This window comes from Erythrobacter sp. (assembly GCF_038133525.1).
In the GTDB taxonomy this organism is placed as follows: Bacteria; Pseudomonadota; Alphaproteobacteria; order Sphingomonadales; family Sphingomonadaceae; genus Qipengyuania.
The window spans coordinates 1-25,581 of the sequence record NZ_JAYPTL010000048.1; the positions used below are offsets into that span (position 1 = coordinate 1).

Here is a 25,581-nt window from a genome sequence, read left to right on the forward strand (position 1 = left end):
CCTTGAGCCTGAGGGACTGGACACACACCTTGTCTATCCGAACGGTATCTCGACTTCGCTTCCTGTCGACGTCCAGCAGGCGATGCTGCGCAGCATGAAAGGGCTCGAGCAGGTTGAGATGGTCGTTCCCGGCTATGCGGTCGAATACGATCACATTGATCCGCGCGCACTCACCGCCGGCCTCGAGCTACACGCAATGCCGGGATTGTACTGTGCGGGCCAGATCAACGGTACGACCGGCTATGAAGAGGCGGCGGCGCAGGGCCTGGTTGCTGGCATGAATGCTGCGGCGCAGGTTTTGGGCAAGGAACCCGCCGCGCTCGATCGTGCCAACTCCTACCTTTCGGTGATGGTTGATGACCTGACGCTTCACGGAATCACCGAGCCTTATCGCATGCTCACCGCGCGGGCGGAGTATCGGCTGCGTCTGCGCGCCAGCAATGCGGATACGCGCCTGACCCCGCTTGGCATGGCGGCCGGGCTTGTTGGGGAGGAACGCTACGCGTGGTTCGAACGCAGGATGGTCCGGCGAAAGGGCCTGGAATCGGTATTCGATGGTCCAATCCACGCACGTGACCTTGCTGACGCAGGGTTTCACGTGAAACGCGATGCCGGCGCGCGGCCATTGCGGGATTGGCTTTCGGCAGGCCATGTCGACCTTAACGGGTTGGCGCCCCTGTTCGCGGAGATCGATCCTTGTGATGAACTCGCCGTGGAAATGGCCGAAGATGCCTTCTACGCGCCATATCTCGCCCGCCAGCAGGCGGAGCTCAGCGATCTGCGTGCGAGTGAAGCCCTCCGGCTTCCGGCAGATTTTCCCTATCGTGAAGTCCCCGGGCTTTCGAATGAGATGGTCGAACGCCTTTCGACGGCGCGCCCAGCGGACATGGCCGCGGCATCGCGCGTCCAGGGAGTGACCCCAGCAGCCCTGGCGGCGCTGTTGGTCCATGCACGCCGGTTGGGGCAGTTGGCAGCGTGATCGATACCGAAGACAAGGCCAGAGCCTATGTCGCAAATCTTTGCGACGAATCCGCGATGGAGCGTCTCGAACGCCTCGTGCTGGCACTGGTCGAAGAAAATGAGCGACAGAATCTCGTTGCCCGAAATTCCCTGGCTACGGTGTGGCAGCGCCATATCGCCGATTCCGCGCAATTGCTGGACCACTTCGATCAAAGTGAGAGGCCGTGGCTCGATCTTGGCAGCGGGGCGGGTTTCCCTGGGCTTGTCGTCGCTGCGATGCGCCCCGAACTCCCTGTAATTCTTGTAGAATCACGCAGGCGCCGCATCGAGTGGCTGGAGCACTGCATAGCGCTGCTGGGCTTGCGTCAGTGCCGGGTAGAGGGGCGACGGCTGGAACTGGTCGATGGTTTTCCCGCTGGGGTTATCTCCGCGCGGGCTTTCGCTCCGCTGGACCGTTTACTCCGCTTATCCGCACGCTTCTCCACAAGCGACACCCAATGGCTGTTGCCCAAGGGGCGCTCGGCAGCGCAAGAAGTGCAGGGTCTCGCAGAATCGCGACGCGCAATGTTTCACGTGGAACATTCGCTTACCGATCCCGAGGCGGGAATCGTAATTGGCCGAGGCCAATGGAAGGGAACGGCATGATCACCATCGCGATCGCGAACCAGAAGGGCGGGGTGGGCAAGACCACTACGGCGATCAATATCGCCACAGCCATGGCCGCGACGGGGTGGAAGACGCTGCTGATCGACCTCGATCCCCAGGGAAATGCCTCGACGGGCCTCGGTATCGAAGCGGCTGCGCGCGAGCTTACCAGCTACGACCTGCTGCTCGAGGAAGCGACACTCCCCGAATGTACTTTATCAACTGACATCCCCGGTCTCGACATCGTTCCCGCCACGCAAGACCTTTCGGGTGCGGAGGTTGAGCTGGTTTCGGTCGAGGATCGCACAGCTCGCCTGACGAAGGCGCTGGCGCAGCATTCACGCGCCTACGAGGTATGCTTCATCGACTGCCCGCCCTCGCTCGGTTTGCTGACGCTCAATGCGCTATGCGCGGCGGATACGCTGCTCGTACCGTTGCAGTGCGAGTTCTTTGCCCTCGAGGGACTTAGTCAATTACTTCAGACTGTTGAGCGCATCCAGCAAGGCTTCAACCCCAATCTTGGCATCGTTGGCGTAGTCCTGACCATGTTTGACCGCCGGAACCGCCTGACCGACCAGGTGGCTGATGATGTGCGTGATTGTCTCGGCGGGCTGGTGTTCGAGAATGTGATACCACGCAATGTCCGCCTCTCCGAGGCGCCCAGCCACGGCATGCCTGCACTGGTCTACGACCACCAATGTCCGGGTAGTCGCGCCTATATCGGCTTGGCGCGCGAGTTAATTGGACGCCTACCCGAAACGAGGAAAGCCGCATGAGCGAGACCACGCCCGTCGCCCGCCCGATCGATCGCAAGAAGAAGCTTGGTCGCGGCCTGGGCGCTCTGCTGGGTGAGACCCGCCGAGAGGAACCGCTGGTTCGCCGCGAGACGTACAGTGAAGAGACCGATGACGCCGCGGCGCAGCAGGCTCCAGTCACTGCCATCACGAGCGGCCTCGCGTCTATCCCCGTCGCGCGCATCGAGCCCTTGCCGGGTCAGCCACGCACCTACTTCAATGAGGAAGCCCTCGATGAGCTCGCCTCGTCGATAGCGGCACGTGGGGTCATACAGCCGATCATCGTGCGTCCGCTGGATGGTGGGCGCTATCAGCTGGTTGCCGGTGAACGGCGTTGGCGTGCGGCTCAGCGGGCCAGATTGCATGAAATCCCCGCTTTGGTTCGGGAGCTCGAGCAGCGCGAAGTAATGGCGCTGGCCCTGATCGAGAATCTCCAGCGCGAAGACCTCAATCCCCTTGAAGAAGCACGGGCTTATCAGAAGCTTGCGGACGATGAAGGGATGACTCAGGCCGAGATCGCCAAGCTGGTCGACAAGTCGCGTAGCCACGTTGCGAACTTCCAGCGGCTGTTGGCGCTACCGGATGATGTGCTCGCTTTTCTTGCTGAGGGCGCGCTCTCGATGGGGCATGCCCGCGCGCTCATCGGGCGCGAAGATGCTTCGGCCCTCGCACAGCGTGCTGTTAGCGAAAAGCTATCGGTTCGCGAGATTGAGAAGCTTTCTCGAGCGCCATCGAAATCCAGTACGACCAGGCAAAGGCCGCCTGCTTCGCATGGCGCCGGTGAAGATGCGGATATCGCAGCGGTTCAGGGCCATCTCGAAGAGTTCCTGGGCATGCAGGTACGCATCAAGACCGAGGCGACGCCCAATACGGGAACCGTGACGATACGCTACCGAACTCTCGATCAACTAGACCTGATTTGCCAACGACTTACGGGCGGAGATATCTGATAATTCTCAGATACTTGGGGGGCAAATAGCCTTCCTGCGAGCCTACTGCTCGTCAGGTGCGACCGTGCGATAGACTGCGCGCCGAGGTACCATCACCGTGACCGGAACAAGCATGTACTGGCCGCTGTCGGAATACTGTCCGTGAAGCGCTCCGCTCCGTGCGCTTGCCATGTATCGATCGAGGTAGCGCTCACATTCCGACCATGAGCCTCGTGGGCTCCGTGCTGTCGGACTATCTTCATCATCCTCGTCGTGTGGCAGACTCAAGCGCCGATCGCACTCCGTGAGCCATGCATCCCGATCGAACTGAACCAGACGCCCACCAGGAGGTACATTTGGAGGTTCACCTCCAGCGATAACCAAGTAGTTGCCAGAGGCCGATTTTTCCTGACCCTGTACTGGGTACTGGCTGTAAACAGCCGGGTAAGCGTAGAGAATCTCGCCGACTGGCCGTTGGTTGGCCAGTTCTCCAACAAAGGAACCTCCAGATCCGGCCTCACCGTAGCGTGTGTCCTGCCCATCAGGTGCCGGCCATGCCGGCACGCTGTCGCTATCCACCGCATAACGCTCAGGTTTTTCAACTGGATAGGCATAGACGTCCGGCTCTATCGATGGGATCGACTGAACTACTGGGCGGTGGACAAACACTATAGCCCCATCCGCCTGATGAGCGGGAATTACCCGTGCTGCGCCATTCTCCTGATCCGAGCTACCTGCGTCAGTGGTGGCTTCGGCAGGGATCTGCTGGTCTGCGTTCTGGTGCGCCCCAGACGCATCGATGATTGGGCTCTGAGCAGTTGCGGTCGAAAATCCCAAACCCAGCGCTGCTCCACAAACTGCGAGCCTGTAAAGCAGTGACATAAAACAGCTCCTGCGAAGATGTCCCGCTCCTGAAGCAGGTCCCTCTCGTACAGTAGGCTATCATTTCTGGACAGTTCGGCAAATTGGGCCCACTGACTGTCCCGCTCCGGGCCGATTTGGTCAGATGCGTGTAGCCAGAACGGCCGCTAACGCTTCAATTCCCACCTGATCATCTTCATCGAACCGTGCGGCGACCGGGCTGTCCAGGTCAATCACGGCAACGACTTGTCCGTCACGAAGTACCGGGACGACCAATTCCGAATTGGTCACCGAATCGCAGGCAATATGCCCCGGAAAAGCGTGAACATCGGGGACTAGCTGTGTCATCGCTTCGTTCGCTGCGACACCGCACACTCCCTTGCCTAGCGGTATCCGGATACATGCAGGCCGGCCGCAGAAAGGGCCGAGGACGAGTTCATCGTCGATCATGCGGTAGAAGCCTGCCCAGTTGAGATCCGGCAGGAAGTCCCAGAGCAAAGCCGCGATATTGGCCATGTTGGCAATACCGTCGGGCTCGTCAGTGGTGAGGGCCGATGCTGCATCGAGCAGTTGGCGATAAGCCTCGGGCTTGGGGCAATCGGGCGCGGGACGAAAATCGTACATGGCGCCGATCTAGTGTGACAACCGTGAGCCGCAAGCCCCATTGCCGCATACCGAGCTCTCGCCTATCCGATGAAGCATGAGCACTCTCAAGAAAGTGGGCATCGGCCTTTTCGTCCTTTTGCTGATCGTGGCTGCCGGTCTGTGGCTCCTAACCCGAGGCGACACCGCGACAATGCCATGGGCCGATGTCACGGGTACAGATCCGCAACTTGAGGAAGTTGCTGAGGAATCTATCCCCACAGTAGCGATCGCCGATCCCGTTGGCTGGGGTGACGATGAAGCCCCGGTCGCGGCGGAAGGCCTCGCGGTTTCACGCTTTGCCGAAGGGCTGGATCATCCTCGCACGCTGCAAGCCCTACCCAATGGTGACATTCTGGTTGCCTTGACGCGTGCGCCGCAGAGCAAGGGTGGCGGGCTCGAGGCCTGGATTGCCGACAAGCTTATGACGAAGGCAGGAGCTACTGGCCCTTCACCGAACAAGATCATGCTGCTGCGGGATAGCGACGGTGACGGAAAAGCGGATGTGCAGGAGGTCTTGATCGACGGTCTCGATTCCCCCTCTGGCCTCGCATGGGCCGCTGGCATCCTGTATGTCGCCAATCACAACGCAGTCTTGGCATATCCCTACGAACTGGGAGCGAGCGAGGTAACAGGCCCGCCGCGAAAGATTGCCGACCTCGCGCCGGGCGGCAACCACTGGATGCGCAATCTCGCACTGAAGCCAGATGGCACGAAGCTTTATGCCGCAGTCGGCTCGGCGAGCAATATCGCAGAGCGAGGGCTCGAAGCGGAAGAAGGTCGCGCGCTCATTTGGGAGATAGACCTGGCCTCGGGCCGTCAGCGGGTCTTCGGCGCAGGCCTGCGCAACGCCAACGGGCTCGACTTCAGCCCGTGGTCCGGTGAATTGTGGACCACCGTGAATGAGCGCGACATGCTCGGATCGGACCTTGTTCCTGACTATCTCACCAACGTCCCGGTCGGTGCCCATTATGGCTGGCCCTGGGTCTATTGGCGCGACAACTTCGACCGACGGGTAAAGTACGCGATACCCTCCTTCATCAGCTATGTTCGCACTCCTGAATACGCCATGGGCCCCCACGTCGCCGCACTGGGCCTGGTATTCAGCAAGGAAGGTGCCCGGATGGGCGAGAAGTTTGCCAGCGGTGCCTTCGTTGCACAGCACGGGTCCTGGAATCGCAAGCCGCCCTCCGGCTACGACGTAGTCTATGTGGCCTTCGACGAGCGGGGGAATCCGATGGGCAAGCCGGTGCCCGTGCTCACCGGTTTCCTCACCGGCGATGGCAAGACGCACGGCAGGCCAACCTGGGTCGAGTGGGCTGGAGACGGCGCGCTGCTGGTGAGTGATGACACCGCTGGGATCATCTGGCGCGTAATCGCGCCGGGCGCCGAGCCGCAGGCCGGGATTGAACGCATCTCTGGCAAGCGCCTGCCGCCACAGCGCGAACTGCGCGGACAGTCAGCGACATTCGGTGCTGATGATTTTGCCCGCAGCGTTACCGCCGAGTAAGTCGCGCGGCGCGACTTCTCAGCCAGCTAGTTGGGTTGAGTCCAGCGCATAGAGATCCGCCGCTCCGGCAGTAGCCGAGGCGCGCAGGCCCGCAGCCTCGGGCACAACTCGGTCGAGGAAGTAGCGGACGCTCGCTCGTTTTGCCCCCAGGAAGGCGGCGTTATCAATGCTTTCGAGCGCGCGTAGCTGGCGTAGCAACTGCCACCCAGCAACCGCAACGGCCAACATCGTGCAGAACGGAACGGAGCCGGCCAGTCGATCATCCAGACTTGCTTCGCCTCGCAGCCACTCCGCGACCGTAAGGCAATCTTGCGCCAGTGTCCCGAGGGCCCGCTCATCCGCGCAATCCCGGGCGATGTCGCTGATCAATGTCAGTACCGCCTGACCGTCCTCAAGCCCGAGCTTGCGTGTTACCAGGTCGGCAGCCTGAATACCGTTCGTGCCCTCGTAAATCGGGGCGATACGCGAATCGCGCCAGTGCTGGGCTGCTCCGGTTTCCTCGATAAAGCCCATGCCGCCATGGATCTGGACACCCAAGCTTGCCACCTCGATCCCCGCATCGGTACCCCAGGCTTTAATCAACGGCGTAAGTACCTCAGCACGGGCTGCTGCAGCCTCATCGCCCAAGGTCCCTCGATCAACCTGCCCCGCGGTGTAATAGAGCAGCGCCCGAGCCCCCTCTGTCAGCGCCTTCATGCGGATCAGCATGCGCCGCACGTCGGGATGCTCGATGATCGCGACGGGCATGCGATCGGGTGATCCTGCGCGTACCGACTGCACCCTGTCTCGCGCATAGGCGAGAGCCTGTTGCGTCGCGCGTTCGCCAATCTGAACGCCCTGATTGCCCACGTTGATCCGCGCGTTGTTCATCATCGTGAACATCGCAGCGAGGCCACGGTTCGGAGCGCCGACCAGTTCACCGATACATTCGCCATTGTCGCCGTAACTCATCACGCAAGTAGGTGAAGCGTTGATGCCGAGCTTGTGTTCGATGCTGACGCAGCGCAGGTCATTCCTTTGGCCCAAGGAACCATCCCCATTCACCTGATATTTGGGCACAATAAACAGTGATATGCCCCGGCTACCCTCCGGGGCGTCAGGCAAGCGGGCCAGGACGAGGTGGATGATGTTCCTCGACAGTTCGTGTTCGCCCCAGGTTATGAATATCTTGGTCCCGGCAATACGGTACTTCCCGGCATGTTCGCCCTCTGTGATCGGTACTGCCGTCGCGCGCAGGGCACCGACATCGGAACCAGCCTGAGGTTCGGTCAGGTTCATCGTGCCGGACCATTCGCCACTTACCAGCTTGGGCAGGTATTTGTTGCGGAGTTCCTCGGACCCGTGGTGCTCGAGTGCTTCGATCGCGCCCACGCTGAGCATGGGCAGCAGGTTGAACGCCATGTTTGCGGTCCCGAGATTCTCAAGGACGTTACAGGCTAGCGTAAAAGGCAATCCCTGCCCGCCGAAGCCTTCGGGGCCCGCGATGGCATTCCAACCCTGCTCGACATAGGCCTGATAGGCTTCTGCAAATCCGGCTGGCAGCTGCACGACCCCGTTCGCCAGTTTCGCGCCCTCAAGATCACCCAGTCGATTGAGCGGCGCCCATTCACCCGCCGCAAACTGGCCGATGCCCTCAACGATTGCCTCGACCATATCCGGTTCCGCGGAAACGAAACGGGCACTTTGGGCGAGTTCCTCGATCCCTGCGTTGACACGGATAGCCAATAATTGATCTTGGGTTGCGGCGGCGTAGGTCACAGGCATTCCTCTTGGCTTTGCAGACTTCCAGATATAGCGCCCAAGCATGAGCCGCAAATACGCTACGGAAACGCTTCGAGCCGATGCCGAGGGGATCGCGCGTGCGGCCGCGATATTGCGTGCCGGGGGCCTCGTGGCTGTACCTACTGAAACGGTGTATGGACTGGCGGCTCGTGCGGATAGCGACGTTGCCGTGGCACGAATCTACGAAGCCAAGGGGCGGCCAAGCTTCAACCCATTGATCGTGCATGTCAGATCGCTGGATCAGGCAAGGGTTCTGGCGGAATTATCGCCGCAGGCGGCCAAACTCGCCGAGGAACATTGGCCTGGCCCGCTGACACTCGTCCTCAAGCGTCGGACCGGGGCTGGGTTGGCGGGTGCAGTGACTGCAGGGCTGGACACGGTTGCGCTGCGCATGCCCGATCACCCGGTCATGCGGGCGCTACTCGAGATGGTCGACTTCCCATTGGCGGCGCCTTCGGCGAATCGTAGCGGGTTCATAAGTCCCACAACTGCCGCACACGTCCTCACCTCTCTGGATGGGCTGATCGACGCGGTGATTGATGGCGGAGCCTGTGTCGCGGGCGTTGAATCGACGATTGTCGCCGTTCGGACGGATGGATCCATCGAAGTGCTGCGCCCGGGCCCGATCGATCTGGGGCAGCTATCGAGAAGCACCTCAATCGAGGCTCCTGGCCAACTGGCCAGCCACTATGCACCGGGTAAGCCCGTACGACTCAACGTAACCGAAGTTGCGCCAGACGACTTCTCGATCGGATTTGGGGCCTATGGGGGGGATTGCACCCTATCGGAAACCGGTGATCTGGCCGAAGCGGCGGCACGGCTCTATGCCTGCCTCCACGAAGGGGCCCGGTCTCCCAAGCGTTGCATTGCGGTGGCCCCAATTCCGGAAATCGGGATGGGCGTCGCGATCAATGATCGCTTGCGGCGAGCCGCTGCACCTCCGGATTGATTAGCGTACCTCGGGTTCCGAATCAGGTCTCGGTTTCACCTGCTGCATTTGCGCATAGGTGTTGAGTGCCTGGTCACAGGCCCGGCGATTACCTTCCTGGCATTCGTCGAGCTGTTTGTCGTAGCGCCGCTGCAGCTTCTTGAGGCGCTGCTCACGCCTTTGCAGATCTTGTGAGGATTCGATCTTCGCGGGTGGTTGGCCCGAAATTGCGCTGGCCTGTGTGTCACTGAATGCGCCAGCAGGAGTTTGGATCAGGAACAGCGATACGGCGGGAAAAACGAGTATTGCTGGGCGGCGCATGGCGTTTCCTTCCATGCACCGCCTAGCCGTTCACAACTGAGCCGTCGATGAACTTAAGCTTCTGGTGCCTCGGGTGCATCCGGCGCCTCGGGAGCTTCGCTTTCTGTGGCGGTATCGTCGGTCGCAGGTTGGGTCGTCTTGCAGTTCAAATTGCCCGAACCCATCGCGCTAACCGTGCAATTGGCGCGGCCGTGGACCGTTACGGTTCCGGAGCCCATGATGCTGGCATCGACCTTGCCGTCTGACGAGAACTCGGTGTCACCCGAGCCGGCAACGGAGATATCCGCCGTCTCGACTTTCAGCCCGGCCATCCGCGCGCGGCCTGAGCCCGCCACGGTCAGATCAAGCGTCTCGACCGAGCCCGATGCTTCGAAATCCCCAGATCCCGCGATGGTCAGGTCGAGCTTCGAGGCGCTGACCTTGCCAATACTGGCCTTCCCTGACCCGGCAATCGTCACATCACCCTTGCCTGTCAGCTTGTCGGCTTCGATCGAACCGGAGCCAGCCAGCACAATGCCGCTGAGTTCCGGGAGGGTGACCCGAATGGTCGCAGTTCCCTTATCCTTCCAGCCGTCCCGTCCACGGACGATGCCAAGGGTGTCCCCATCGAGCGAAAAGCGGAGAGCCTCAACTGCCTCGTCGTCGCCTGAGACATCGATATCGAGTTTGTCGCCTTCACTGACGATCACACGATCCGGGCTGGCGAGAACCAGTTCGGTTGGCGCCTGGCCACTCATATCGAGTTCGGAAAGCGGCACGGCGTCTTCATCGCCGATGCGGATATGCATGCCGTCGCAACCGGAAACCAGGACTACACCTGCCAGTGCGGCGATCGGTGCGAGTCCTTTGAGTATCTTGTGGATCATCATCGAAGCAGTTCCTTGTATGCCGATAGTCCGTGTTGCCGTTATAATACAGCGAGCGGTTGCATTCAAGCCGAACGAAAAAGGCCGCCCCTTGCGGAGCGGCCTCAAACGCGGACTTCGTCGAAGTCAGAAAGACGTCTGTCGATCAGGCTTCTTCGGTGTTCTCGTAATACTGCGGCGCGTGTTCCCGTAGCACGTCGAGAATCTTGCCGAGCGCGGTCGGCTCGTCGGTCTTCTCCATCGCCGCGAGCTCGCGAGCGAGACGGCTCGACGCCGCTTCGAAAATCTGACGCTCTGAATAGCTCTGTTCGGGCTGGTCTTCGGGGCGGAACAGGTCGCGCGTCACTTCGGCGATGGATACCAGGTCACCCGAGTTGATCTTGGCTTCATATTCCTGCGCGCGGCGCGACCACATGGTGCGCTTGACCTTTGGCTTGCCCTTGAGCGTTTCCATCGCTTCCTTCAGCGTCTTGTCGCTCGACAGCTTCCGCATGCCGATCGATTCAACCTTGTTGACGGGAACGCGGAGCGTCATGCGCTCTTTTTCGAAACGGAGGACGTAAAGATCGAGCTGCATGCCCGCGATTTCTTCGCTCTGCAGTTCCACGACGCGTCCTACGCCGTGCTTCGGGTAAACAACGTAATCGCCAACGTCGAAGGCATTCGCCTGGCTTGCCATGCAATCCATCCTTTCGTCCGGGCGCGACCACTGAGGGGCTGCAACGTCATCAAGGGGCTATGCCGCGGCCCATGGTAAGGAGCGCGGTGTGGAACCTTTGGTGACGTTGCTTGGGTGGCCTGCCCTTCCAATTCTTCACACCTGACCGGGAGCAAACCGGTGCAGTTGTTGCATTATATAGCACAGTCGCAAGAAAATTGCGAATCGCAATTCTCATCGATCGGAAATGGGATGGCTGCGCGCTGCGCGCGCGGTCAGATCAGTCGCCTTCGCCGGGTTCGGCGGAGAAGTACTTGTCGTACTTGTCTTCTTCACCCTTGTGCTCGTCGGCATCGGCAGGCGCATCCTTGCTCTGCGTGATGTTCGGCCATTCGGCGGAGAACTTGGTGTTGAGCTCGAGCCACTTCTCGAGACCGTCCTCCGTATCGGGAAGAATCGCCTCGGCAGGACATTCGGGTTCGCATACCCCGCAATCGATGCATTCGCTCGGATTGATGACGAGCATGTTCTCGCCTTCATAGAAGCAGTCGACCGGGCAGACCTCGACGCAGTCGGTGTACTTGCACTTGATGCAGGCGTCGGTGACGACATAGGTCATGGGTAGTCGGATCCCTTGCGAAGTGTTTCCCTGATGGCTGCTGCTAGTGCCGATTATTGCCCTGGGTCAAGCTCGCGATAACAGGCTTGCGCTTCACGCGCCGGGCCACGTCGGTCGGGCAGGGCGAGTATTTCTACCAAGCGGACAAGGCCGCCCAAGGGTATCGTCAGGATATCGCCGATCCTTATATCCTGCGACCCGCGGGTTACCCGCTCACCGTTTCGCCGGATATGTCCTTCCTCGACCAGGCGTTGCGCCGCACTCCGCGTGCGTACGAAACGCAGGTGGCAGAGCAAACGGTCGATCCTCACGGCATTGCCTTCTTACCGGATAAGGTCGGCCAGGGCGGCAAAGGCACTGCCTTCGCGCGGCTGTGCGGGTACAGCCCTCTCCTGTTTGCGTCGGGAAGGGCGCCATTCCCACTGGTCGGGCTTAGGCGGACCAAACATGCCCGCTGCCAAGGGTCGAGCGCGCTGCACGCGAAAGCCGGCACTGCCGAGCAATCGGATAGCACTATCCTGATCGAGCCCGATTGAGATCGGCAGGGAGAGATCAAGTACGAACTTCCGCCTCCTGTCCTTGTCCTGTGCCTTGGCGCGCGCTTCGTGAGCGGCGCGCAAGACTTTCTCTGCCAGATCAATCCGAATCGCCTGACCACCGGCCGGACGATATCCCGACGGCAGCTTCCCATGCCCGGGAATGACTGGCAGCATCGCGTCCTGCAGCGGACGCCGGTCTATGCCCAAAGCGCTCAGCAATTGCCGCGGGGCCGGCTTTAGCAGTGCCGGCGCAAAGATATCGAGCGCGCCGAAAGTCACGCCGATTTTTCTTAGGAAAGGCCGCATTTCCTTAGGCAGATGTTCAATTCCCGCCCTTTCGCGACTGGTGTAGCCGTGGCCAGCTATAAGGTTCAGCAGCAATGCGCGCGCCTGAGAGCCTGCCTCGGGATCCTTCGCGGCCAGATTCAATCGCTCCAGCGGTTCGAGCGGTGCAAGCTTGGCGTCAAGCCATTTGGCGAGCGCCGCCAGCAAGGCTTCACGTGGCTGTTGGGGCAATGCAGCAATTTCCCGAGCAGGGTGCAGCACCGGCGTCACGGTGCCGTCCCGAATCTCGAGGCGTGCCAACTCTTCTCCGTTCCAGCGCAAGATGCCCTTGCCGAGTGCAATCTCGCCAAGATCCGACGCAGCGAGAGCCTCGGCCTTCCGACCAAGCAAGCGCGGAAGCGCTTTCTCCGCTGCAGTCAGCAGCATTCTGCGATCCTCATGCCGTGCACCCGGATCGATCGTGAAGCGAAAGCCGGTAACCGTTCCGAGCGTTTCGCCCTCTACGGAAACCTTACCGCTTTCATCAATTTCGATAGGCAGCATGCCGGTATCTTCACCCAGCGATTTCATCAGGATTGCCGTCCTCCGGTTTACAAATCTTTCGGTCAGTCGCGCATGTAGTGCGTCCGACAGCTTGGCCTCTACGCCGCGTGCCCGCGATGCCATCTCATCGCGCGCCAGAACCCAATCGGGCCGCTGGCAGATGTAGGCCCAGCTGCGAATCGCGGCGATCCGTCCCTGCAGCGTATCGATGTCGCCCGACATGTTGTCGAGTTCGCTGATCCGCGCCGCAACATAATCCGCGCCGAGGTACCCATTGTTGAGGTCCTGCCACAATCGGGCAACGAACCGCGCGTGCACATCTGGCCCCCGCTGGCGGAAATCAGGAAGGGAACAAGCTTCCCAGAAGCGCCGTACCAGGCCCGGCCCGCGGACCGTGGCCGCGATCGAATCCTCGGCGAGCGTCTTGAGCGTCGTGAGGTCGATTGCCTCAGGCGCAAGGCGCAAGGCAGGATCATCCGGCGGAGTTTCGAGATCCTCGACCAATTGCTGGAGCGAGTCGAAACGCGGCTCTGGTTCCCTCCAGTAAAGATGGGTGAGGGGCGCGAAGCGATGCTCTTCGATCGCGTAGACTTCTTCGTCAGTGAACTCGGGTGCCTCGCCGCGCTGCCCGGCCAGTGTACCGAAGGTCCCGTCACGCTGATGTCGACCGGCTCGTCCGGCAATCTGGGCCATCTCGGCAGGTAGCAGTCGCCGCATCCGTACACCGTCGAACTTGGTCAGCCCGGCAAATGCGACGTGGTTTACGTCAAGATTGAGCCCCATGCCGATTGCATCGGTTGCAACGATGTAGTCGACCTCGCCGCTCTGGAAGAGGGCGACCTGCTTGTTCCGGGTTTCGGGGCTCAATGCGCCCATGACCACGGCGGCGCCACCGCGGAAGCGGCGCAACATCTCTGCCACGGCATAGACCTGCTCGGCGCTGAAGGCGACAATCGCACTGCGCGGTGGCAGCCTGGACAGTTTGCGCGGTCCGATATGTTTGAGCGTGGAAAAGCGCGGGCGATCCGAAACCTCTGCCTTGGGAAGAAGTTGGCGCACCAGCGGTTCGACGGTTGCCGAGCCCAGCAGCATTGTTTCTTCGCGACCCCGCGTATTGAGCAGGCGGTCGGTGAAAATATGGCCGCGCTCGCGATCAGCGGCGAGCTGAGCCTCATCAAGCGCTACAAAGGCCGAGCCCACACCATCGCGAGGCATGGCTTCTACCGTACAACACAGATACCGCGCGGTACTTGGTTCGATCCGTTCCTCGCCGGTGATCAGAGCCACCAGGTTATCGCCCTTGATGGCACGAACGCGATCATAGACCTCGCGCGCTAGCAAACGCAGCGGGAAGCCCATGCAGCCGCTCGAATGCGCCACCATGCGCTCGATGGCGAGATGCGTCTTGCCGGTATTGGTGGGTCCGAGAACCGCCTTGATCGCGCTGTCCTGCACCGAATCCCTGTGGCAGCACCGCCGCGGGCCTGCAACTCCTTGCCGCCCCGCGGACTCACTTCATCGCAATGAAGACTCGCGTGGCCGCAAGTTAAGCCCGTCTTTACTTTGTTTTGGCAGGGAAAGCGGGCAAGGGACTCGCGAGGATCGGGCCAACTCGTTCACGCGCGGGCGGCCATGGACGGAGGGTCAGGCGTGTTTACGTCCCACGGGGGCATCAGCGAAAGCTCGGCTAATGGTGCGACGGGTGGCCCCGGCCAGCCTGCGGCCACGCTGGCCCACGATCAGATCCTCCCCGTTTCGGACGACTCCTCGATGAATTCGCCCAAGTCGCATCTGAGGTTTTCCGAACGCCTCAAGGCGCTGGAGTTGGTGACCGACCTTGGGACGGATATCGGCAGCCGCAAGTGGTTCCGTGGGCTCGGAACCTTTATTGGCCTGTCGGCATTCGCGCTCTCTTTCTGGCCCAGCTTCGCACCGCTTGAAGCGGCACCGACCGCGCCAATCGGCGACGCTGTACGTGACGAGTATCGCAGCCAGATGATCCTGCCGCTTGCGCTGGGCGCAGATAGCGGCCGGCACATGGGCGCGACATCATTGGTGCAGCCGTTGAGCGAAGCTCCCGAGCGTCCCCAGATCGAACTCCTTGCCACACTCGGTCGTGGCGACAGCTTTGATCGCATGCTGCGCCGTGCGGGGGTGGGTGTCGTCGACGCTCAGCGGATTCTCGACATGGTCGGCGGCGCCATGCCACTTGGGGAAATCGAGCCGGGGACGCAGGTGGATATCACTCTGGGTCGTAGGCCGGCCCCAGGATCGCCTCGTCCACTTGAAAAGCTGGCGTTCCGCGCGCGTTTCGATCTGGAGTTGACGGTCGGGCGCCTCGATGAAGGTGGGCCTCTTGAGCTCGTCAAAAAACCGATCCGGGTCGACGATACTCCGCTGCGCATTCGGGGAACTGTAGGCAGCAGCCTCTATCGTTCCGCTCGTGCAGCGGGTGCCCCGGCCAGTGCTGTTCAAGCCTATCTCAAGACCCTTAGCCAGCAAGTCGACCTGGATCGCGAATTGCGTTCGACGGATACATTCGACCTGATCATTGCCCATAGACGGGCGGCAACGGGCGAACGGCAGGCGGGTCAGTTGCTCTTTGCCGGGATCGACCGGGGCGACAAGCCCAAGGTCCAACTGATGCGCTGGGGTCGCGACGGCGAGTTCTACGAGGCATCGGGCGTAGGAGAACAGCGCGGCGGGTTGATGGCCCCGGTCAGCGGCCGGGTCGGATCGCGGTATGGTATGCGGCGGCACCCGATACTCGGCTACACACGGATGCACTCGGGCCTTGACTACAAGGCCGGTTATGGGACGCCGATTGTGGCGGTGACGGATGGCGTTGTGCAGTCAGCTGGTCGTGCCGGTGGCTGCGGCAATGCGGTGAAGCTGAGCCACGGTGGCGGGCTCCAGACGCGTTATTGCCATATGAGCCGCATGGCGGTGAGCGGCGGCCAACGCGTTCGCCGCGGCCAGGTGATCGGTTATGTCGGCTCAACCGGCCTTTCGACAGGTGCGCACCTGCACTACGAGATGTACCGCAATGGACGGGCTGTTGATCCGGCGTCGGTGAAATATGTTACCCGCGCCCAATTGTCGGGGGCCGAGCTGCAACGCTTCCGGCAAACGCTTTCGACATTGCGGCAGGTCGAGGTCGGCGCCGCTCTGGCCGATCTGGCACCCACCGCCAATGAGGTGGCCGAGGAAGAGCCGAAGCGGGAAATCGACAAACTCGACGCCCCAAAACCACTGCGGTGAGATTGCGCCGGTCGTCGGCTTGCGGCACAGCGCCATCCCATGAGTGAAGCAAGCTATCCAGCGACGCGAATGCGCCGCACTCGTGTCAGCGGCTGGAGCCGCGCGATGCACCGCGAAACCGTGATGACCCCGGCCGACCTGATCTGGCCGCTGTTCGTCACCGATGGCACTGGGGTTGAAGACCCGATCGCCAGCCTTCCGGGCGTTTCACGCTGGTCCGTGGATAGGATCGCCAAGCGCGCCAAGGAAGCGGTCGAGCTGGGCATTCCCTGCGTTGCTCTGTTCCCTTACACTCAGGCCGGCAAGCGCAGTGACGATGGGGCCGAGGCGCTCAATCCTGACAACTTGATGTGCCGGGCGATCAAGGCGGTCCGCGACGCATGTGGTGGCGACATCGGTATCCTCACCGATGTGGCGCTGGATCCCTATACCAGCCACGGTCAGGATGGTCTGCTCGACGCGGGCGGCTATGTGGTGAACGACGATACGGTAGCGGTTCTGGTCGACCAGGCGATCAACCAGGCAAACGCCGGCGCCGATATCGTCGCGCCGTCGGACATGATGGACGGGCGCGTGCGGGCAATCCGCATGGCGCTCGAGATGAATAATCATCCGAATGTCCAGATCATGGCTTATTCCGCCAAGTACGCCTCGGCCTTCTATGGGCCGTTCCGCGATGCGGTTGGCTCGGGGGGCCTGCTCAAGGGCGACAAGAAGAGCTACCAGATGGATCCCGCCAACGGGGAAGAGGCGATGCGCGAGATCGCACTCGATATTGCCGAGGGCGCTGACAGCGTGATGGTCAAGCCCGGTCTTGCTTATCTCGATATCATCTGGCGGGCGAAGCAGCGTTTCGAGGTTCCGGTGTTCGCGTATCAGGTTAGCGGGGAATACGCCCTGATTGAAGCGGGCGCGGCTGCAGGCATCGCCGATCGTGAGGCACTGCTCATGGAAAAGCTTCTCGCCTTCAAGCGCGCAGGCTGTTCCGGGATCCTTAGCTATCACGCGCCGCTGGCCGCTCGGATACTCAATGGCTGAAGGGGTGCTCAGGGGGCGGGCGCAACGGGGGCTGTTCACGCTGGCGATTTTCGTCGGCAGCTTCCTCCTGTTTCTCGTCCAGCCGATGGTAGCGCGTATGGCCTTGCCCCGATTGGGCGGGGCACCCAACGTCTGGAACAGCGCCATGCTGGTGTACCAGGCCCTTTTGCTCGGCGGCTATGCCTATGCGCACTTCATCGGACGCCTGGCTATCGGGCGGCAGGCTGTGGTCCACATAGCCTTGTTGCTCATCGCCGGGTTCAGCCTGCCACTTGCGCTGCCCGAAGGTGGTACGGCACAGGCTGGTTGGGAAGTTGTCTGGGTGCCGTGGCTGTTCCTCCTGACAGTTGGGCCGGTCTTCTTCGTGGTTTCCGCGCAAGCACCACTGATGCAGCGTTGGTATGCGGCCAACCCTGACGCTGGCGATCCATATCCGCTCTATGCGGCAAGCAATCTGGGAAGCTTCGGCGGGCTCTTGGCTTATCCGTTTCTGGTCGAACCGCTGATGCCGCTGGGTGCCCAAAGCCGCCTGTGGATGTTCGGCTATGGATTGCTTGTGGGCCTGGTCTTGTTGGTTGCCTGGACCAGGAGCAGGCAGGCACTACCGGCCATGCCATCGCGCAAGGTCGAGGCCGCAAAAGGGGAGGGGAAGGTGCTGCTCTGGCTTTGTCTCGCCGCAGTTCCTTCCGGCCTGATGTTGTCGACCACCACCTTCTTCACCACCGACATCATGGCGATGCCGCTGCTGTGGGTAATTCCACTTGGGCTCTACCTGCTGTCTTTCTCGGTGGCCTTCGCGCAAAACTCGATGCTGGCACGGGTTCTGACCCGGTGGGCGCCGATCGTCGTATTGCTGTGCGCGCCCCTATCATTCGTCCACGGCGCCCAGCTGGGGCTGATCGCGGGAGGCGCTGCGATCACATTGTTGTTCGTTGGATCTGTAGCGCTTCACCGGCGGATGTTTGAATCGCGGCCACCCGCAGAGGACCTGACTCACTTCTACCTGGTCATGTCTGCAGGAGGGGCGCTCGGTGGGATATTCACTGCGCTGATTGCGCCAGTGGTCTTCGACTGGACGTGGGAGCACCCCATTCTCATTGTCGCGCTTGCAGCCCTACTGCCGCTTGATTCTTGGCATGGTCTCGCCGCGAAATTGACGATCCGGCCGCAGTTTCTGCGAACTGCTACCATTCTGCTGGCGCTGGCGGCAATTCTCGCCGCAGGCATCCCTAACCAGTTGCAGGTGAGCGCTGCGGGCAACAGAACTCGCAGTTATTTCGGCATCTATACGATTGCGGAACGGGACAATGGCCAGCGCTGGCTGATGCATGGCACGACAACGCATGGCGTCCAGATAGGGCAGACGACCGCGCCAACGAGTTACTACGGTCGGCAATCAGGCGCAGGGCTTGTTCTCGATAATAGCGAGCAACTTGTCGGAGCGAATGCTCGGATCGGTGTTGTCGGGCTGGGTGTGGGTACGCTCTCATGTTATGCGCACCCTGGTCAGGACTGGACCTTCTTCGAGATCGACCCCGCAGTTGTCGAGCTTTCGACCCAAGGCCGGTTTTCATTCATGTCACAGTGCGCTCCCGATGTTGAGACCGACATCGGTGACGCGCGGCTCGAACTGAGCAGGCCTCGTCAAGAGAAGTTTGATATTCTCGTGATTGATGCGTTTTCGTCGGATGCCATTCCGCTCCACCTCGTTACCGCAGAAGCGCTGGCTGTCTATCGGGAGGCCCTGGCCCCCGACGGCATCTTGCTCATACATATCAGCAACCGGTTTATCGCGATGGAGCCTGTGGTTGCCGCTCTTGCCCGCGATGTGGGGCTACAGGCGGCGATCCGCAAGAATCGGCCCAAACCCGGCCTCGCACAAACTGCTTCCGACTGGGTCGTTCTGGTTCACGATACAGCGCTGCTTGATCGCGTCACAATGGGTGAGAAATGGCAGTCTCTTGTCCCTCCAGCGCAATCGACCTGGACCGATGAGTTCGCGTCCGTCCTTCCCTACTTCAAGTGGGACAGTTTCCTGTGACCGGGGCTGGGTTTCGCTTCGAGACGGACCGGTTGATCCTGCGTGACTGGCGCGGCGATGCCGATTGGGGCGAGTTCTTTCGGGTGACCAACACCCCGAATGTGATGCGCTGGCTGGGCGGTACGTTCGATGACGCCGGATGCAACAAGCAGCGGGAGAGGGTCGAGGCCTGTCGCGGCCGCAATGGCTTTTGTTTTTGGGCGCTAGAACGTCGCGACGATGATGCACTGCTGGGCTTTTGTGGCCTGAAGCGGGCTGACGCGCCTGGATCCAGCGTGACTGGCGCAATGGAAATCGGCTGGCGTTTGCGCGAGGATGCGTGGGGCAAAGGCTATGCCAAGGAAGCGGCGCGTGCTGCGCTGTCTGCAGCTTTCGAGGACTTCGGCGCCAAGGAAGTCGTGGCGCTTACTGTCGCCGACAATTCGGCCAGTTGGGGCCTGATGCTCAAGCTTGGCATGCGTCGTCGCGAAGAGCTGGACTATCCCGACGAGCGTTATGACCATCCCTGGCGCGACACGGTGGTCTATTCGATAAGTCGCGACGAATGGGAGCGTAACTGTGGCTGATATCATAGCCGAAACCGACCGCCTGATCCTTCGCACCATCGACGAAGGCGATGCGCTTGAGCAGGACCGCGTGCTCAACACGCCAACGGTCATGGCACGGCTGGGCGGCGTGAAAGAACTGCATGAAATCGAGGCCAAGCATGCCAAGTCCCGTGCGCTCTATGCGCAGGAGGGTTTCAGTTTCCTGTTCATGATCGAAAAGGCGACCGGCGAAATGGTTGGCCATTGCGGCATCAAGCGGGTCGATCACCCTTTGGCGAAGAACCAGGGCGATCATGAGGTTGGCTGGCTCGTGCGGGAGGACCGCTGGCGACGCGGCTATGCTGAAGAGGCTATGCGCGCGGTGCTCGACTGGGCGTTCGGCCGGGTTGGTGCACCGCATGTCGTCGCACTGACGAGCGATCTCAATGTCGGAAGCTGGAAGCTGATGGAAAAGCTTGGCATGGTCCGGCGCAAGGACCTGGACTTCGATGATCCGGCCTTTCCGCCGGAGGATCGTACCACGATCCTCTATTCGCTGACCAAGGCGCAGTGGGAGAATGCGCAATGACCACACCTCGCCCCGGCGTTACGATCATCCCGATCCATGGGAAGGTACCGCGGATCCATGATAGCGCATTTGTCGCCCCAGGCTGTGTGATTGTCGGCGATGTCGAGATCGGCGCAGACAGCTCGATCTGGTACAATTGCGTGCTCCGCGCGGATGTCAGTCGCATCGTGATCGGCCAGCGATCGAACATCCAGGACGGCAGCGTTTGCCACTGCGATCCCGAACGCCCGGGCGACCCCGGGGGCTCGCCCTTGATCATTGGCGATGATGTGCTGGTCGGCCATATGGCGATGATCCACGGCTGCACGATTGAAGACCGTGGCTTCGTCGGCCTCGGTGCAATCGCCATGAATAAGGCGGTGATCGGTTCGGATGCCATGCTCGCCGCTGGCGCAATGCTGACCGAAGGCAAGGTGATGGGCCCGCGCGAGTTGTGGGGCGGTCGTCCTGCGCGCAAGATGCGTGATCTCGATGAGATGGCGATCATGGGCATGCGCATGGGTGTTGCGCATTATACCGATAATGCGAAGCACCATGCCGCGGCAGTAGATGAAGCGCTCAAGGGCTGAACTTCCCGATGCCGATGCCCTGCGAGCCCTGATCGACGAAGAGGGGCGGCTGGCAGTTCGCGCTACGCCCGGATCGCGCAGCGAAGCACTGCTGATCGAGGAAAATCGTGTGTCAGTGAAGGTTCGCGCGAAGCCGCAAGACGGGGCTGCGAACGAGGCGGTCATTCGCCTTGTCGCACTGGCGCTGAACCTCGCCCCGTCGCGCGTCGAATTGTTGCGCGGCGCAACTTCGCGCGAGAAACTGCTCCGAATCCTGCCTTAGGCGGCGGCTGGCGCCTTCAGATATTTCATCATGTGCGGGACGTAGTCCGCCTTGCCAACCGAAACGCCTTCCATCCGCAGAAGCGAATAGGCCGCCATCAGATGGAAATAGAACTGCGGGATCACCCAGTCGCGAAGATACTCATGCGCCTGCATTGCGAAGGCCATGCCATTGGGTAGGTCGAACTCGATGACGGTGTCCGATGACGGCCAGTCCGCGGCGTCGGTCGCCGCCACCAGATCGCGCACCTTTGCCACTCGCGCTTTGGCATCGGCGAAGTCGGCGATATCGCTCTCGTCGAGTGCGAGCTCCAGATTGCCGAGGCGATTGAGCCCGATCACGACCTGTGCAGCGGTGAAGCGGATCTGCGTAGCCAACGGGAACATATCTTCCGCCAGCCGCGCCTGCAGCAGGGCCTCGCCCTTTTCATGTGCGCTGGCCTTGTCGATCAGGTGATCGAGCGTTCCGAGCATGTTGGCGAAGGTGGCGAGTGCTGAGGTGGCGTAAGACATGGAATTCTCTCCCGGAATGGTCCCGGTCAGTTAGGAAGCGGGCTTGCCACTATCAATGTGCTGTTCTGATTGAATTGCGTCCGGGTCGGGGTTGGCGAGCCGAGCTAGCATTCTGCCGCCTGCAGCCGGTCGATCCGGGCGTCGAGCTGCGCATTCCCCGGGAATGCGATGGCCTCAACCGTATCTGCAAAGCGCTCGCTATCGCCAAACCAGGCCAGATCGTGACAGGCTTTCCGCATGGCTCGCCACGTGGTTTCATCTCTATCCATGCGGACGAGGGCATCGGTAAGTGGCACGGGATCGCCGGTAGGTACGATAAAACCGTTCCTGCCGTCGCGCAGCAAGAGATCGCAGGCGCCAACCTGGCTGCTGGCTATGACGGGCAGGCCGAGCGCGGTTGCCTCGTTCACCACCAGGCCCCATTGCTCTTCGATACTCGGCAAAATCAGCGCCAGCGCACTCACCATTTCGCGCGCGCAATCCTCAGGGTCCAGGAAGCCTGTCCAACGAATGCGGCCGTGAATGCCAAGCCGTTCCGCTTGCCCCTGGAGATCCGCCTGCAGTGGACCAGCGCCCGCCAAGACCAATCCGCGGGGAAGCTCGGTACGCGCACAGTAGCTCGCATAGGCTTCGAGCAGCAGATGTATTCCCTTCTTCGGGATGAACCGGCCGAGAAAGAGGAAGGGACGTTCTGAGAACTCTGGCTCCTCATGCACTGCGCCCAATCGATGCAAGCGATCGACGGACACCGTGTCGTAGCCCGGCCAAAGGCACTCCCGCGAGATTCCAAGGCCCTGATAGTAGCTGTGGCTGCGCGGCCCTGCGAGAATCCCACCATCATAGGCACGCAACACCCCGCGTTTGAGAAACTCGATTAACGCATGGCGTGGGTAGTCATCGCGCTTGGAGTCCGAACAGAAGAAAACTCGGGCCCCACTTCGGCGCAAGCGCCATGCTAGCAGCGCATTCGCGGGATCGCTGCTGGAAAGGCCCAGTATCACCAGATCCTCGCCCCGCAGCGCATTGCGCAGGGCTCGATACCGGCTGGTGCGCGAGATATCTTCGACGGTGATCCCCGCAAACAGCGTCTGCTTTGACGCCCCCTCGACTGCACCCGAGCGTGCCCACGCGTAGCGGCGTGATCCCGATGCCAGTTCTATGCAGCGCACAGTGGCGCGGGCCGCCAGCCTGCGGCCCACGGCTTCGCAGCGATCGATGTGGTATGGCGCAAACTGCTCCCAGACTAGCGCAACGCGGCTTGTCGAGGATTCCACCGCCCCGGTGTTCCGCAAATCAGCGCCTAGCCTTCACTGGCACCTTTCTTGGCATTGGTGCCGGGCTTCTTCGGCGCTGACTTCTTGGGGGCTGCCGGCTTCTTGCGTTTCGCGGAAGCCTTGGGCGGTGCCGGTGTAAGTTCGAAGGCCGGTTTGCCGTCCTTGATCGACACCTGCACTTCGCCACCGTCGGCAAGCTTGCCGAATAGCAACTCTTCGGCCAGCGGCTGCTTGATCTTTTCCTGGATCAGGCGAGCCATGGGACGTGCCCCATAGAGGCGGTCGTAGCCCTTGTCGCCAAGCCAGGCCCGCGCTTCCTTGTCGAACTGGATGTCCACGTCCTGTTCGGCCAATTGCAGCTCGAGCTGGAGGATGAACTTGTCGACCACGCGGGCGACCGTTTCCTTGCCGAGATAGCCGAACGGTACGATCGCATCGAGCCGATTGCGGAACTCGGGGGTGAACATGCGCTTCACCGCTTCCTCGCTCGCATCTTCCTTGCTCACGTCGCCGAAACCGATGCCCTGGCGCGCCATGTCGGCAGCACCGGCATTGGTGGTCATGATCAGCACGACATTGCGGAAGTCGACGGTCTTGCCGTGGTGATCGGTCAGGCGGCCATTATCCATCACTTGTAGCAGGATATTGAAGAGGTCGGGATGAGCCTTCTCGATCTCATCGAGCAGCAGCACACAATGCGGGTTCTGGTCGACGGCGTCGGTCAGCAGCCCGCCCTGATCATATCCGACATACCCCGGAGGCGCGCCGATCAGGCGGCTAACCGAGTGGCGCTCCATATATTCGGACATGTCAAAGCGCTTTAGCTCAATCCCCATGATGCTGGCGAGCTGGCGCGCAACTTCGGTCTTGCCGACCCCGGTCGGACCCGAGAACAGGAACGAGCCGATCGGCTTGTCGGGATCGCGCAAGCCCGCGCGGCTTAGCTTCATCGCGGTCGATAGCTTCTTCACCGCGGCATCCTGGCCAAACACGACATGCTTGAGGTCGCGCTCAAGATTCTCGAGCGCTTTCTTATCGTCGCTCGACACCGTCTTGGGTGGAATGCGCGCCATGGTCGCGATCACCGCCTCGATCTCGCGTGCGGTAATCTTCTTCTTGCGGCGGCTCGGCGGTACCAACATCTGCATCGCACCCACTTCGTCGATCACGTCGATCGCCTTGTCGGGCAGCTTACGGTCGTTGATGTAGCGCGCCGACAGTTCCACCGCGGTCTTGAGAGCATCTGCGGTATAGGTGACCTTGTGGTGGTTCTCGAAGGCGCTCTTGAGACCCTTGAGGATCTTGATCGTGTCTTCGATCGTCGGCTCGTTCACGTCGATTTTCTGGAAGCGGCGCAGTAGCGCGCGGTCCTTCTCGAAGTGGTTGCGGAACTCCTTGTAGGTGGTCGACCCGATACAGCGGATCGCACCGCTCGACAGCGCCGGCTTGAGCAGGTTCGACGCGTCCATCGCCCCGCCGCTGGTTGCACCAGCGCCGATCACGGTGTGGATTTCGTCGATGAACAGGACGGCGTCGGGCATGCCTTCGAGTTCGTTGACGACCTGCTTGAGCCGTTCCTCGAAATCGCCGCGATAACGCGTTCCGGCGAGTAGTGCGCCCATATCGAGCGAATAGATTACCGCGTTCTGCAGTACTTCGGGCACATCGCCTTCGACGATCTTGCGCGCCAGGCCTTCCGCGATGGCGGTCTTGCCCACGCCGGGGTCGCCGACATAGAGCGGGTTGTTCTTCGACCGGCGGCACAGGATCTGGATCGTCCGGTCCACCTCCGGCCCGCGGCCGATCAGCGGATCGACCTTGCCGTCTTCAGCCTTCTGGTTGAGGTTGACCGTGAACTGATCGAGTGCGGTTTCCTTCTTGCCCTTGGCTTCCGCCTTCTCCTCGCCTTGTGCTTCGGCTTCCTCTGAACCCTGAGGCGGGCGGCTTTCGATCTGCTTGCCGCCCTTGCCGATGCCGTGGCTGATGAAGCTCACCGCATCGAGCCGGCTCATATCCTGCTGCTGGAGGAAATAGACCGCATAGCTGTCGCGTTCGGAAAACAGCGCCACCAGCACGTTGGCGCCGGTGACCGTGTCCTTGCCGCTCGACTGGACATGCAGGATCGCGCGCTGGATCACCCGCTGGAAGCCCGCCGTGGGCTGCGGATCGGCGCTCTCGTCCGATTGCAGCGACTGGTATTCCTGCTCGAGATACTGCTTCACCACCGCGGTCAGCTCGCCGAGATCGACCCCGCAGGCGGTCAGCACCTGGGCCGCGTCCTCGTCGTCGATCAGCGCCAGCAGCAGATGCTCGAGCGTTGCATATTCGTGGCGACGCTCGCCCGCATCGGTGAGCGCGGCGTGGAGGGTCTTTTCGAGATTGGCGGCAAAGCTGGGCATTCGGGGGTCTTTCTCAAGCGAATCGCGCGGCGGCGAACACGGGACAGCCTATGGGCCGAAGGTTAGCCAATGCTGTATTTGCACTAGATAGGGATACGCAGGGCGGAATTTCAGGTCCCTGCCGCACCAACTATTCCTTTCGTCCGAACAAGGCCTCGGCCGCATCGCGTTGTGCGGCGGCCATCAGCCGGTGCTTCTCGACCCGTGCGATCTCGGCTTCGAGCAGG

At 61.4% G+C, this 25,581-nt stretch carries 26 protein-coding genes; 13 read left to right on the forward strand and 13 right to left on the reverse strand.

The window, feature by feature from the left end:
* The 4 genes from AAFM29_RS12450 to AAFM29_RS12465 form a co-directional block, all read left to right on the forward strand.
* Positions 1-979, forward strand: a 979-nt coding sequence (locus AAFM29_RS12450) for an FAD-dependent oxidoreductase (RefSeq protein ID WP_341713122.1), incomplete at its 5' end; no start/stop codon positions are given.
* Positions 976-1,605 carry a 16S rRNA (guanine(527)-N(7))-methyltransferase RsmG gene (gene rsmG, locus AAFM29_RS12455; RefSeq protein WP_341713123.1) on the forward strand — a complete coding sequence of 210 codons (630 nt, stop codon included), beginning with the start codon at positions 976-978 and terminating at the stop codon, positions 1,603-1,605. The genes AAFM29_RS12450 and rsmG, both read left to right, overlap by 4 nt.
* Entirely contained in the window at positions 1,602-2,381 is a 780-nt protein-coding gene (locus AAFM29_RS12460) for a ParA family protein (RefSeq protein ID WP_341713124.1), read from the forward strand. Before rsmG ends, AAFM29_RS12460 begins: the two co-directional genes overlap by 4 nt.
* On the forward strand, positions 2,378-3,349 hold the full coding sequence (locus AAFM29_RS12465; RefSeq protein ID WP_341713125.1) for a ParB/RepB/Spo0J family partition protein: 972 nt from the start codon (positions 2,378-2,380) through the stop codon (positions 3,347-3,349). The genes AAFM29_RS12460 and AAFM29_RS12465 overlap by 4 nt, the downstream gene beginning before the upstream one ends.
* A gap of 42 nt (positions 3,350-3,391) precedes the next feature.
* Here AAFM29_RS12465 and AAFM29_RS12470 read toward each other — a convergent pair whose 3' ends face one another.
* Together AAFM29_RS12470 and AAFM29_RS12475 are read right to left on the reverse strand one after the other, a co-directional pair.
* Positions 3,392-4,210: a hypothetical protein gene (locus tag AAFM29_RS12470; protein WP_341713126.1), complete on the reverse strand. Its 819-nt coding sequence runs from the start codon at positions 4,208-4,210 to the stop codon at positions 3,392-3,394.
* Positions 4,211-4,330: 120 nt separating this feature from the next.
* The gene (locus AAFM29_RS12475; RefSeq protein ID WP_341713127.1) at positions 4,331-4,813 is read right to left on the reverse strand and encodes a GAF domain-containing protein; all 483 of its coding nucleotides are present in this window, start codon (positions 4,811-4,813) and stop codon (positions 4,331-4,333) included.
* Positions 4,814-4,889: 76 nt separating this feature from the next.
* Here AAFM29_RS12475 and AAFM29_RS12480 point away from each other — a divergent pair, with 76 nt between their 5' ends.
* Positions 4,890-6,341 (forward strand): sorbosone dehydrogenase family protein, encoded by a 1,452-nt coding sequence (locus tag AAFM29_RS12480; RefSeq protein ID WP_341713128.1) that lies wholly within the window; start codon positions 4,890-4,892, stop codon positions 6,339-6,341.
* 18 nt (positions 6,342-6,359) lie between these two features.
* Here AAFM29_RS12480 and AAFM29_RS12485 read toward each other — a convergent pair whose 3' ends face one another.
* Complete coding sequence (locus tag AAFM29_RS12485) at positions 6,360-8,099, reverse strand: acyl-CoA dehydrogenase (RefSeq protein ID WP_341713129.1); 1,740 nt, start codon at positions 8,097-8,099, stop codon at positions 6,360-6,362.
* A 46-nt stretch (positions 8,100-8,145) separates the two neighbouring features.
* Between AAFM29_RS12485 and AAFM29_RS12490 the strand changes: the two genes are divergently transcribed.
* Positions 8,146-9,072, forward strand: a complete 927-nt coding sequence (locus tag AAFM29_RS12490; protein WP_341713130.1) for an L-threonylcarbamoyladenylate synthase — start codon at positions 8,146-8,148, stop codon at positions 9,070-9,072.
* On the opposite strand, the gene AAFM29_RS12495 is transcribed toward AAFM29_RS12490, so the two are convergent.
* The 6 genes from AAFM29_RS12495 to AAFM29_RS12520 all read right to left on the reverse strand — a co-directional run bounded on the left by AAFM29_RS12495 (position 9,073) and on the right by AAFM29_RS12520 (position 14,265).
* A complete protein-coding gene (locus tag AAFM29_RS12495) occupies positions 9,073-9,387 on the reverse strand; it encodes a hypothetical protein (protein WP_341713131.1) in 315 nt (104 codons plus the stop codon). It abuts the gene before it with no gap.
* A gap of 38 nt (positions 9,388-9,425) precedes the next feature.
* Complete coding sequence (locus AAFM29_RS12500) at positions 9,426-10,241, reverse strand: head GIN domain-containing protein (protein WP_341713132.1); 816 nt, start codon at positions 10,239-10,241, stop codon at positions 9,426-9,428.
* 142 nt (positions 10,242-10,383) lie between these two features.
* Positions 10,384-10,917 carry a CarD family transcriptional regulator gene (locus AAFM29_RS12505; RefSeq protein ID WP_173213381.1) on the reverse strand — a complete coding sequence of 178 codons (534 nt, stop codon included), beginning with the start codon at positions 10,915-10,917 and terminating at the stop codon, positions 10,384-10,386.
* Between the two features lie 259 nt (positions 10,918-11,176).
* Positions 11,177-11,515 (reverse strand): ferredoxin FdxA, encoded by a 339-nt coding sequence (gene fdxA, locus AAFM29_RS12510; RefSeq protein WP_341713133.1) that lies wholly within the window; start codon positions 11,513-11,515, stop codon positions 11,177-11,179.
* A 53-nt stretch (positions 11,516-11,568) separates the two neighbouring features.
* Positions 11,569-11,826 carry a S4 domain-containing protein gene (locus AAFM29_RS12515; RefSeq protein WP_341713134.1) on the reverse strand — a complete coding sequence of 86 codons (258 nt, stop codon included), beginning with the start codon at positions 11,824-11,826 and terminating at the stop codon, positions 11,569-11,571.
* A gap of 12 nt (positions 11,827-11,838) precedes the next feature.
* The gene (locus AAFM29_RS12520; RefSeq protein WP_371830745.1) at positions 11,839-14,265 is read right to left on the reverse strand and encodes a helicase-related protein; all 2,427 of its coding nucleotides are present in this window, start codon (positions 14,263-14,265) and stop codon (positions 11,839-11,841) included.
* Positions 14,266-14,514: 249 nt separating this feature from the next.
* Between AAFM29_RS12520 and AAFM29_RS12525 the strand changes: the two genes are divergently transcribed.
* The 7 genes from AAFM29_RS12525 to AAFM29_RS12555 are packed head-to-tail and all read left to right on the forward strand — an operon-like array spanning position 14,515 to position 21,169.
* Positions 14,515-16,143: a peptidoglycan DD-metalloendopeptidase family protein gene (locus AAFM29_RS12525; RefSeq protein ID WP_371830744.1), complete on the forward strand. Its 1,629-nt coding sequence runs from the start codon at positions 14,515-14,517 to the stop codon at positions 16,141-16,143.
* Between the two features lie 39 nt (positions 16,144-16,182).
* Positions 16,183-17,181, forward strand: coding sequence for a porphobilinogen synthase (gene hemB, locus AAFM29_RS12530; protein WP_341713137.1), 999 nt, complete (start codon positions 16,183-16,185; stop codon positions 17,179-17,181).
* A complete protein-coding gene (locus AAFM29_RS12535; RefSeq protein WP_341713138.1) occupies positions 17,174-19,222 on the forward strand; it encodes a fused MFS/spermidine synthase in 2,049 nt (682 codons plus the stop codon). The genes hemB and AAFM29_RS12535 overlap by 8 nt, the downstream gene beginning before the upstream one ends.
* Positions 19,219-19,788, forward strand: a complete 570-nt coding sequence (locus AAFM29_RS12540; protein WP_341713139.1) for a GNAT family N-acetyltransferase — start codon at positions 19,219-19,221, stop codon at positions 19,786-19,788. Before AAFM29_RS12535 ends, AAFM29_RS12540 begins: the two co-directional genes overlap by 4 nt.
* Positions 19,781-20,338: a GNAT family protein gene (locus tag AAFM29_RS12545; protein ID WP_341713140.1), complete on the forward strand. Its 558-nt coding sequence runs from the start codon at positions 19,781-19,783 to the stop codon at positions 20,336-20,338. Before AAFM29_RS12540 ends, AAFM29_RS12545 begins: the two co-directional genes overlap by 8 nt.
* A complete protein-coding gene (locus tag AAFM29_RS12550) occupies positions 20,335-20,907 on the forward strand; it encodes a gamma carbonic anhydrase family protein (protein WP_341713141.1) in 573 nt (190 codons plus the stop codon). Before AAFM29_RS12545 ends, AAFM29_RS12550 begins: the two co-directional genes overlap by 4 nt.
* On the forward strand, positions 20,888-21,169 hold the full coding sequence (locus tag AAFM29_RS12555; protein ID WP_341713142.1) for a DUF167 domain-containing protein: 282 nt from the start codon (positions 20,888-20,890) through the stop codon (positions 21,167-21,169). Before AAFM29_RS12550 ends, AAFM29_RS12555 begins: the two co-directional genes overlap by 20 nt.
* Here the strand turns inward: AAFM29_RS12555 and AAFM29_RS12560 are convergent.
* From AAFM29_RS12560 to AAFM29_RS12575, 4 genes are all read right to left on the reverse strand, one after another.
* Positions 21,166-21,681, reverse strand: coding sequence for a DUF1993 domain-containing protein (locus AAFM29_RS12560; protein WP_341713143.1), 516 nt, complete (start codon positions 21,679-21,681; stop codon positions 21,166-21,168). The two genes, AAFM29_RS12555 and AAFM29_RS12560, sit on opposite strands and share 4 nt — an antisense overlap.
* A 104-nt stretch (positions 21,682-21,785) precedes the next feature.
* On the reverse strand, positions 21,786-22,955 hold the full coding sequence (locus AAFM29_RS12565; protein ID WP_341713144.1) for a glycosyltransferase: 1,170 nt from the start codon (positions 22,953-22,955) through the stop codon (positions 21,786-21,788).
* Positions 22,956-22,981: 26 nt separating this feature from the next.
* Positions 22,982-25,354, reverse strand: a complete 2,373-nt coding sequence (gene clpA, locus AAFM29_RS12570) for an ATP-dependent Clp protease ATP-binding subunit ClpA (RefSeq protein WP_341713145.1) — start codon at positions 25,352-25,354, stop codon at positions 22,982-22,984.
* Positions 25,355-25,484: 130 nt separating this feature from the next.
* Positions 25,485-25,580: a DUF1192 family protein gene (locus tag AAFM29_RS12575; protein WP_341713146.1), complete on the reverse strand. Its 96-nt coding sequence runs from the start codon at positions 25,578-25,580 to the stop codon at positions 25,485-25,487.
* Position 25,581: the final 1 nt, after the last annotated feature.

Excerpts from the sequence above, each read along its gene's own strand:
- AAFM29_RS12460 (WP_341713124.1), top strand. The coding sequence starts at position 1,602 with ATGATCACCATCGCGATCGCGAACCAGAAGGGCGGGGTGGGCAAGACC.
- AAFM29_RS12465 (WP_341713125.1), top strand. The coding sequence starts at position 2,378 with ATGAGCGAGACCACGCCCGTCGCCCGCCCGATCGATCGCAAGAAGAAG.
- AAFM29_RS12470 (WP_341713126.1), bottom strand. The coding sequence starts at position 4,210 with ATGTCACTGCTTTACAGGCTCGCAGTTTGTGGAGCAGCGCTGGGTTTG.
- AAFM29_RS12475 (WP_341713127.1), bottom strand. The coding sequence starts at position 4,813 with ATGTACGATTTTCGTCCCGCGCCCGATTGCCCCAAGCCCGAGGCTTAT.
- AAFM29_RS12480 (WP_341713128.1), top strand. The coding sequence starts at position 4,890 with ATGAGCACTCTCAAGAAAGTGGGCATCGGCCTTTTCGTCCTTTTGCTG.
- AAFM29_RS12490 (WP_341713130.1), top strand. The coding sequence starts at position 8,146 with ATGAGCCGCAAATACGCTACGGAAACGCTTCGAGCCGATGCCGAGGGG.
- AAFM29_RS12495 (WP_341713131.1), bottom strand. The coding sequence starts at position 9,387 with ATGGAAGGAAACGCCATGCGCCGCCCAGCAATACTCGTTTTTCCCGCC.
- AAFM29_RS12500 (WP_341713132.1), bottom strand. The coding sequence starts at position 10,241 with ATGATGATCCACAAGATACTCAAAGGACTCGCACCGATCGCCGCACTG.
- AAFM29_RS12505 (WP_173213381.1), bottom strand. The coding sequence starts at position 10,917 with ATGGCAAGCCAGGCGAATGCCTTCGACGTTGGCGATTACGTTGTTTAC.
- fdxA (WP_341713133.1), bottom strand. The coding sequence starts at position 11,515 with ATGACCTATGTCGTCACCGACGCCTGCATCAAGTGCAAGTACACCGAC.
- AAFM29_RS12520 (WP_371830745.1), bottom strand. The coding sequence starts at position 14,265 with ATGGTGGCGCATTCGAGCGGCTGCATGGGCTTCCCGCTGCGTTTGCTA.
- AAFM29_RS12525 (WP_371830744.1), top strand. The coding sequence starts at position 14,515 with ATGGACGGAGGGTCAGGCGTGTTTACGTCCCACGGGGGCATCAGCGAA.
- hemB (WP_341713137.1), top strand. The coding sequence starts at position 16,183 with ATGAGTGAAGCAAGCTATCCAGCGACGCGAATGCGCCGCACTCGTGTC.
- AAFM29_RS12535 (WP_341713138.1), top strand. The coding sequence starts at position 17,174 with ATGGCTGAAGGGGTGCTCAGGGGGCGGGCGCAACGGGGGCTGTTCACG.
- AAFM29_RS12550 (WP_341713141.1), top strand. The coding sequence starts at position 20,335 with ATGACCACACCTCGCCCCGGCGTTACGATCATCCCGATCCATGGGAAG.
- AAFM29_RS12555 (WP_341713142.1), top strand. The coding sequence starts at position 20,888 with ATGAAGCGCTCAAGGGCTGAACTTCCCGATGCCGATGCCCTGCGAGCC.
- AAFM29_RS12560 (WP_341713143.1), bottom strand. The coding sequence starts at position 21,681 with ATGTCTTACGCCACCTCAGCACTCGCCACCTTCGCCAACATGCTCGGA.
- clpA (WP_341713145.1), bottom strand. The coding sequence starts at position 25,354 with ATGCCCAGCTTTGCCGCCAATCTCGAAAAGACCCTCCACGCCGCGCTC.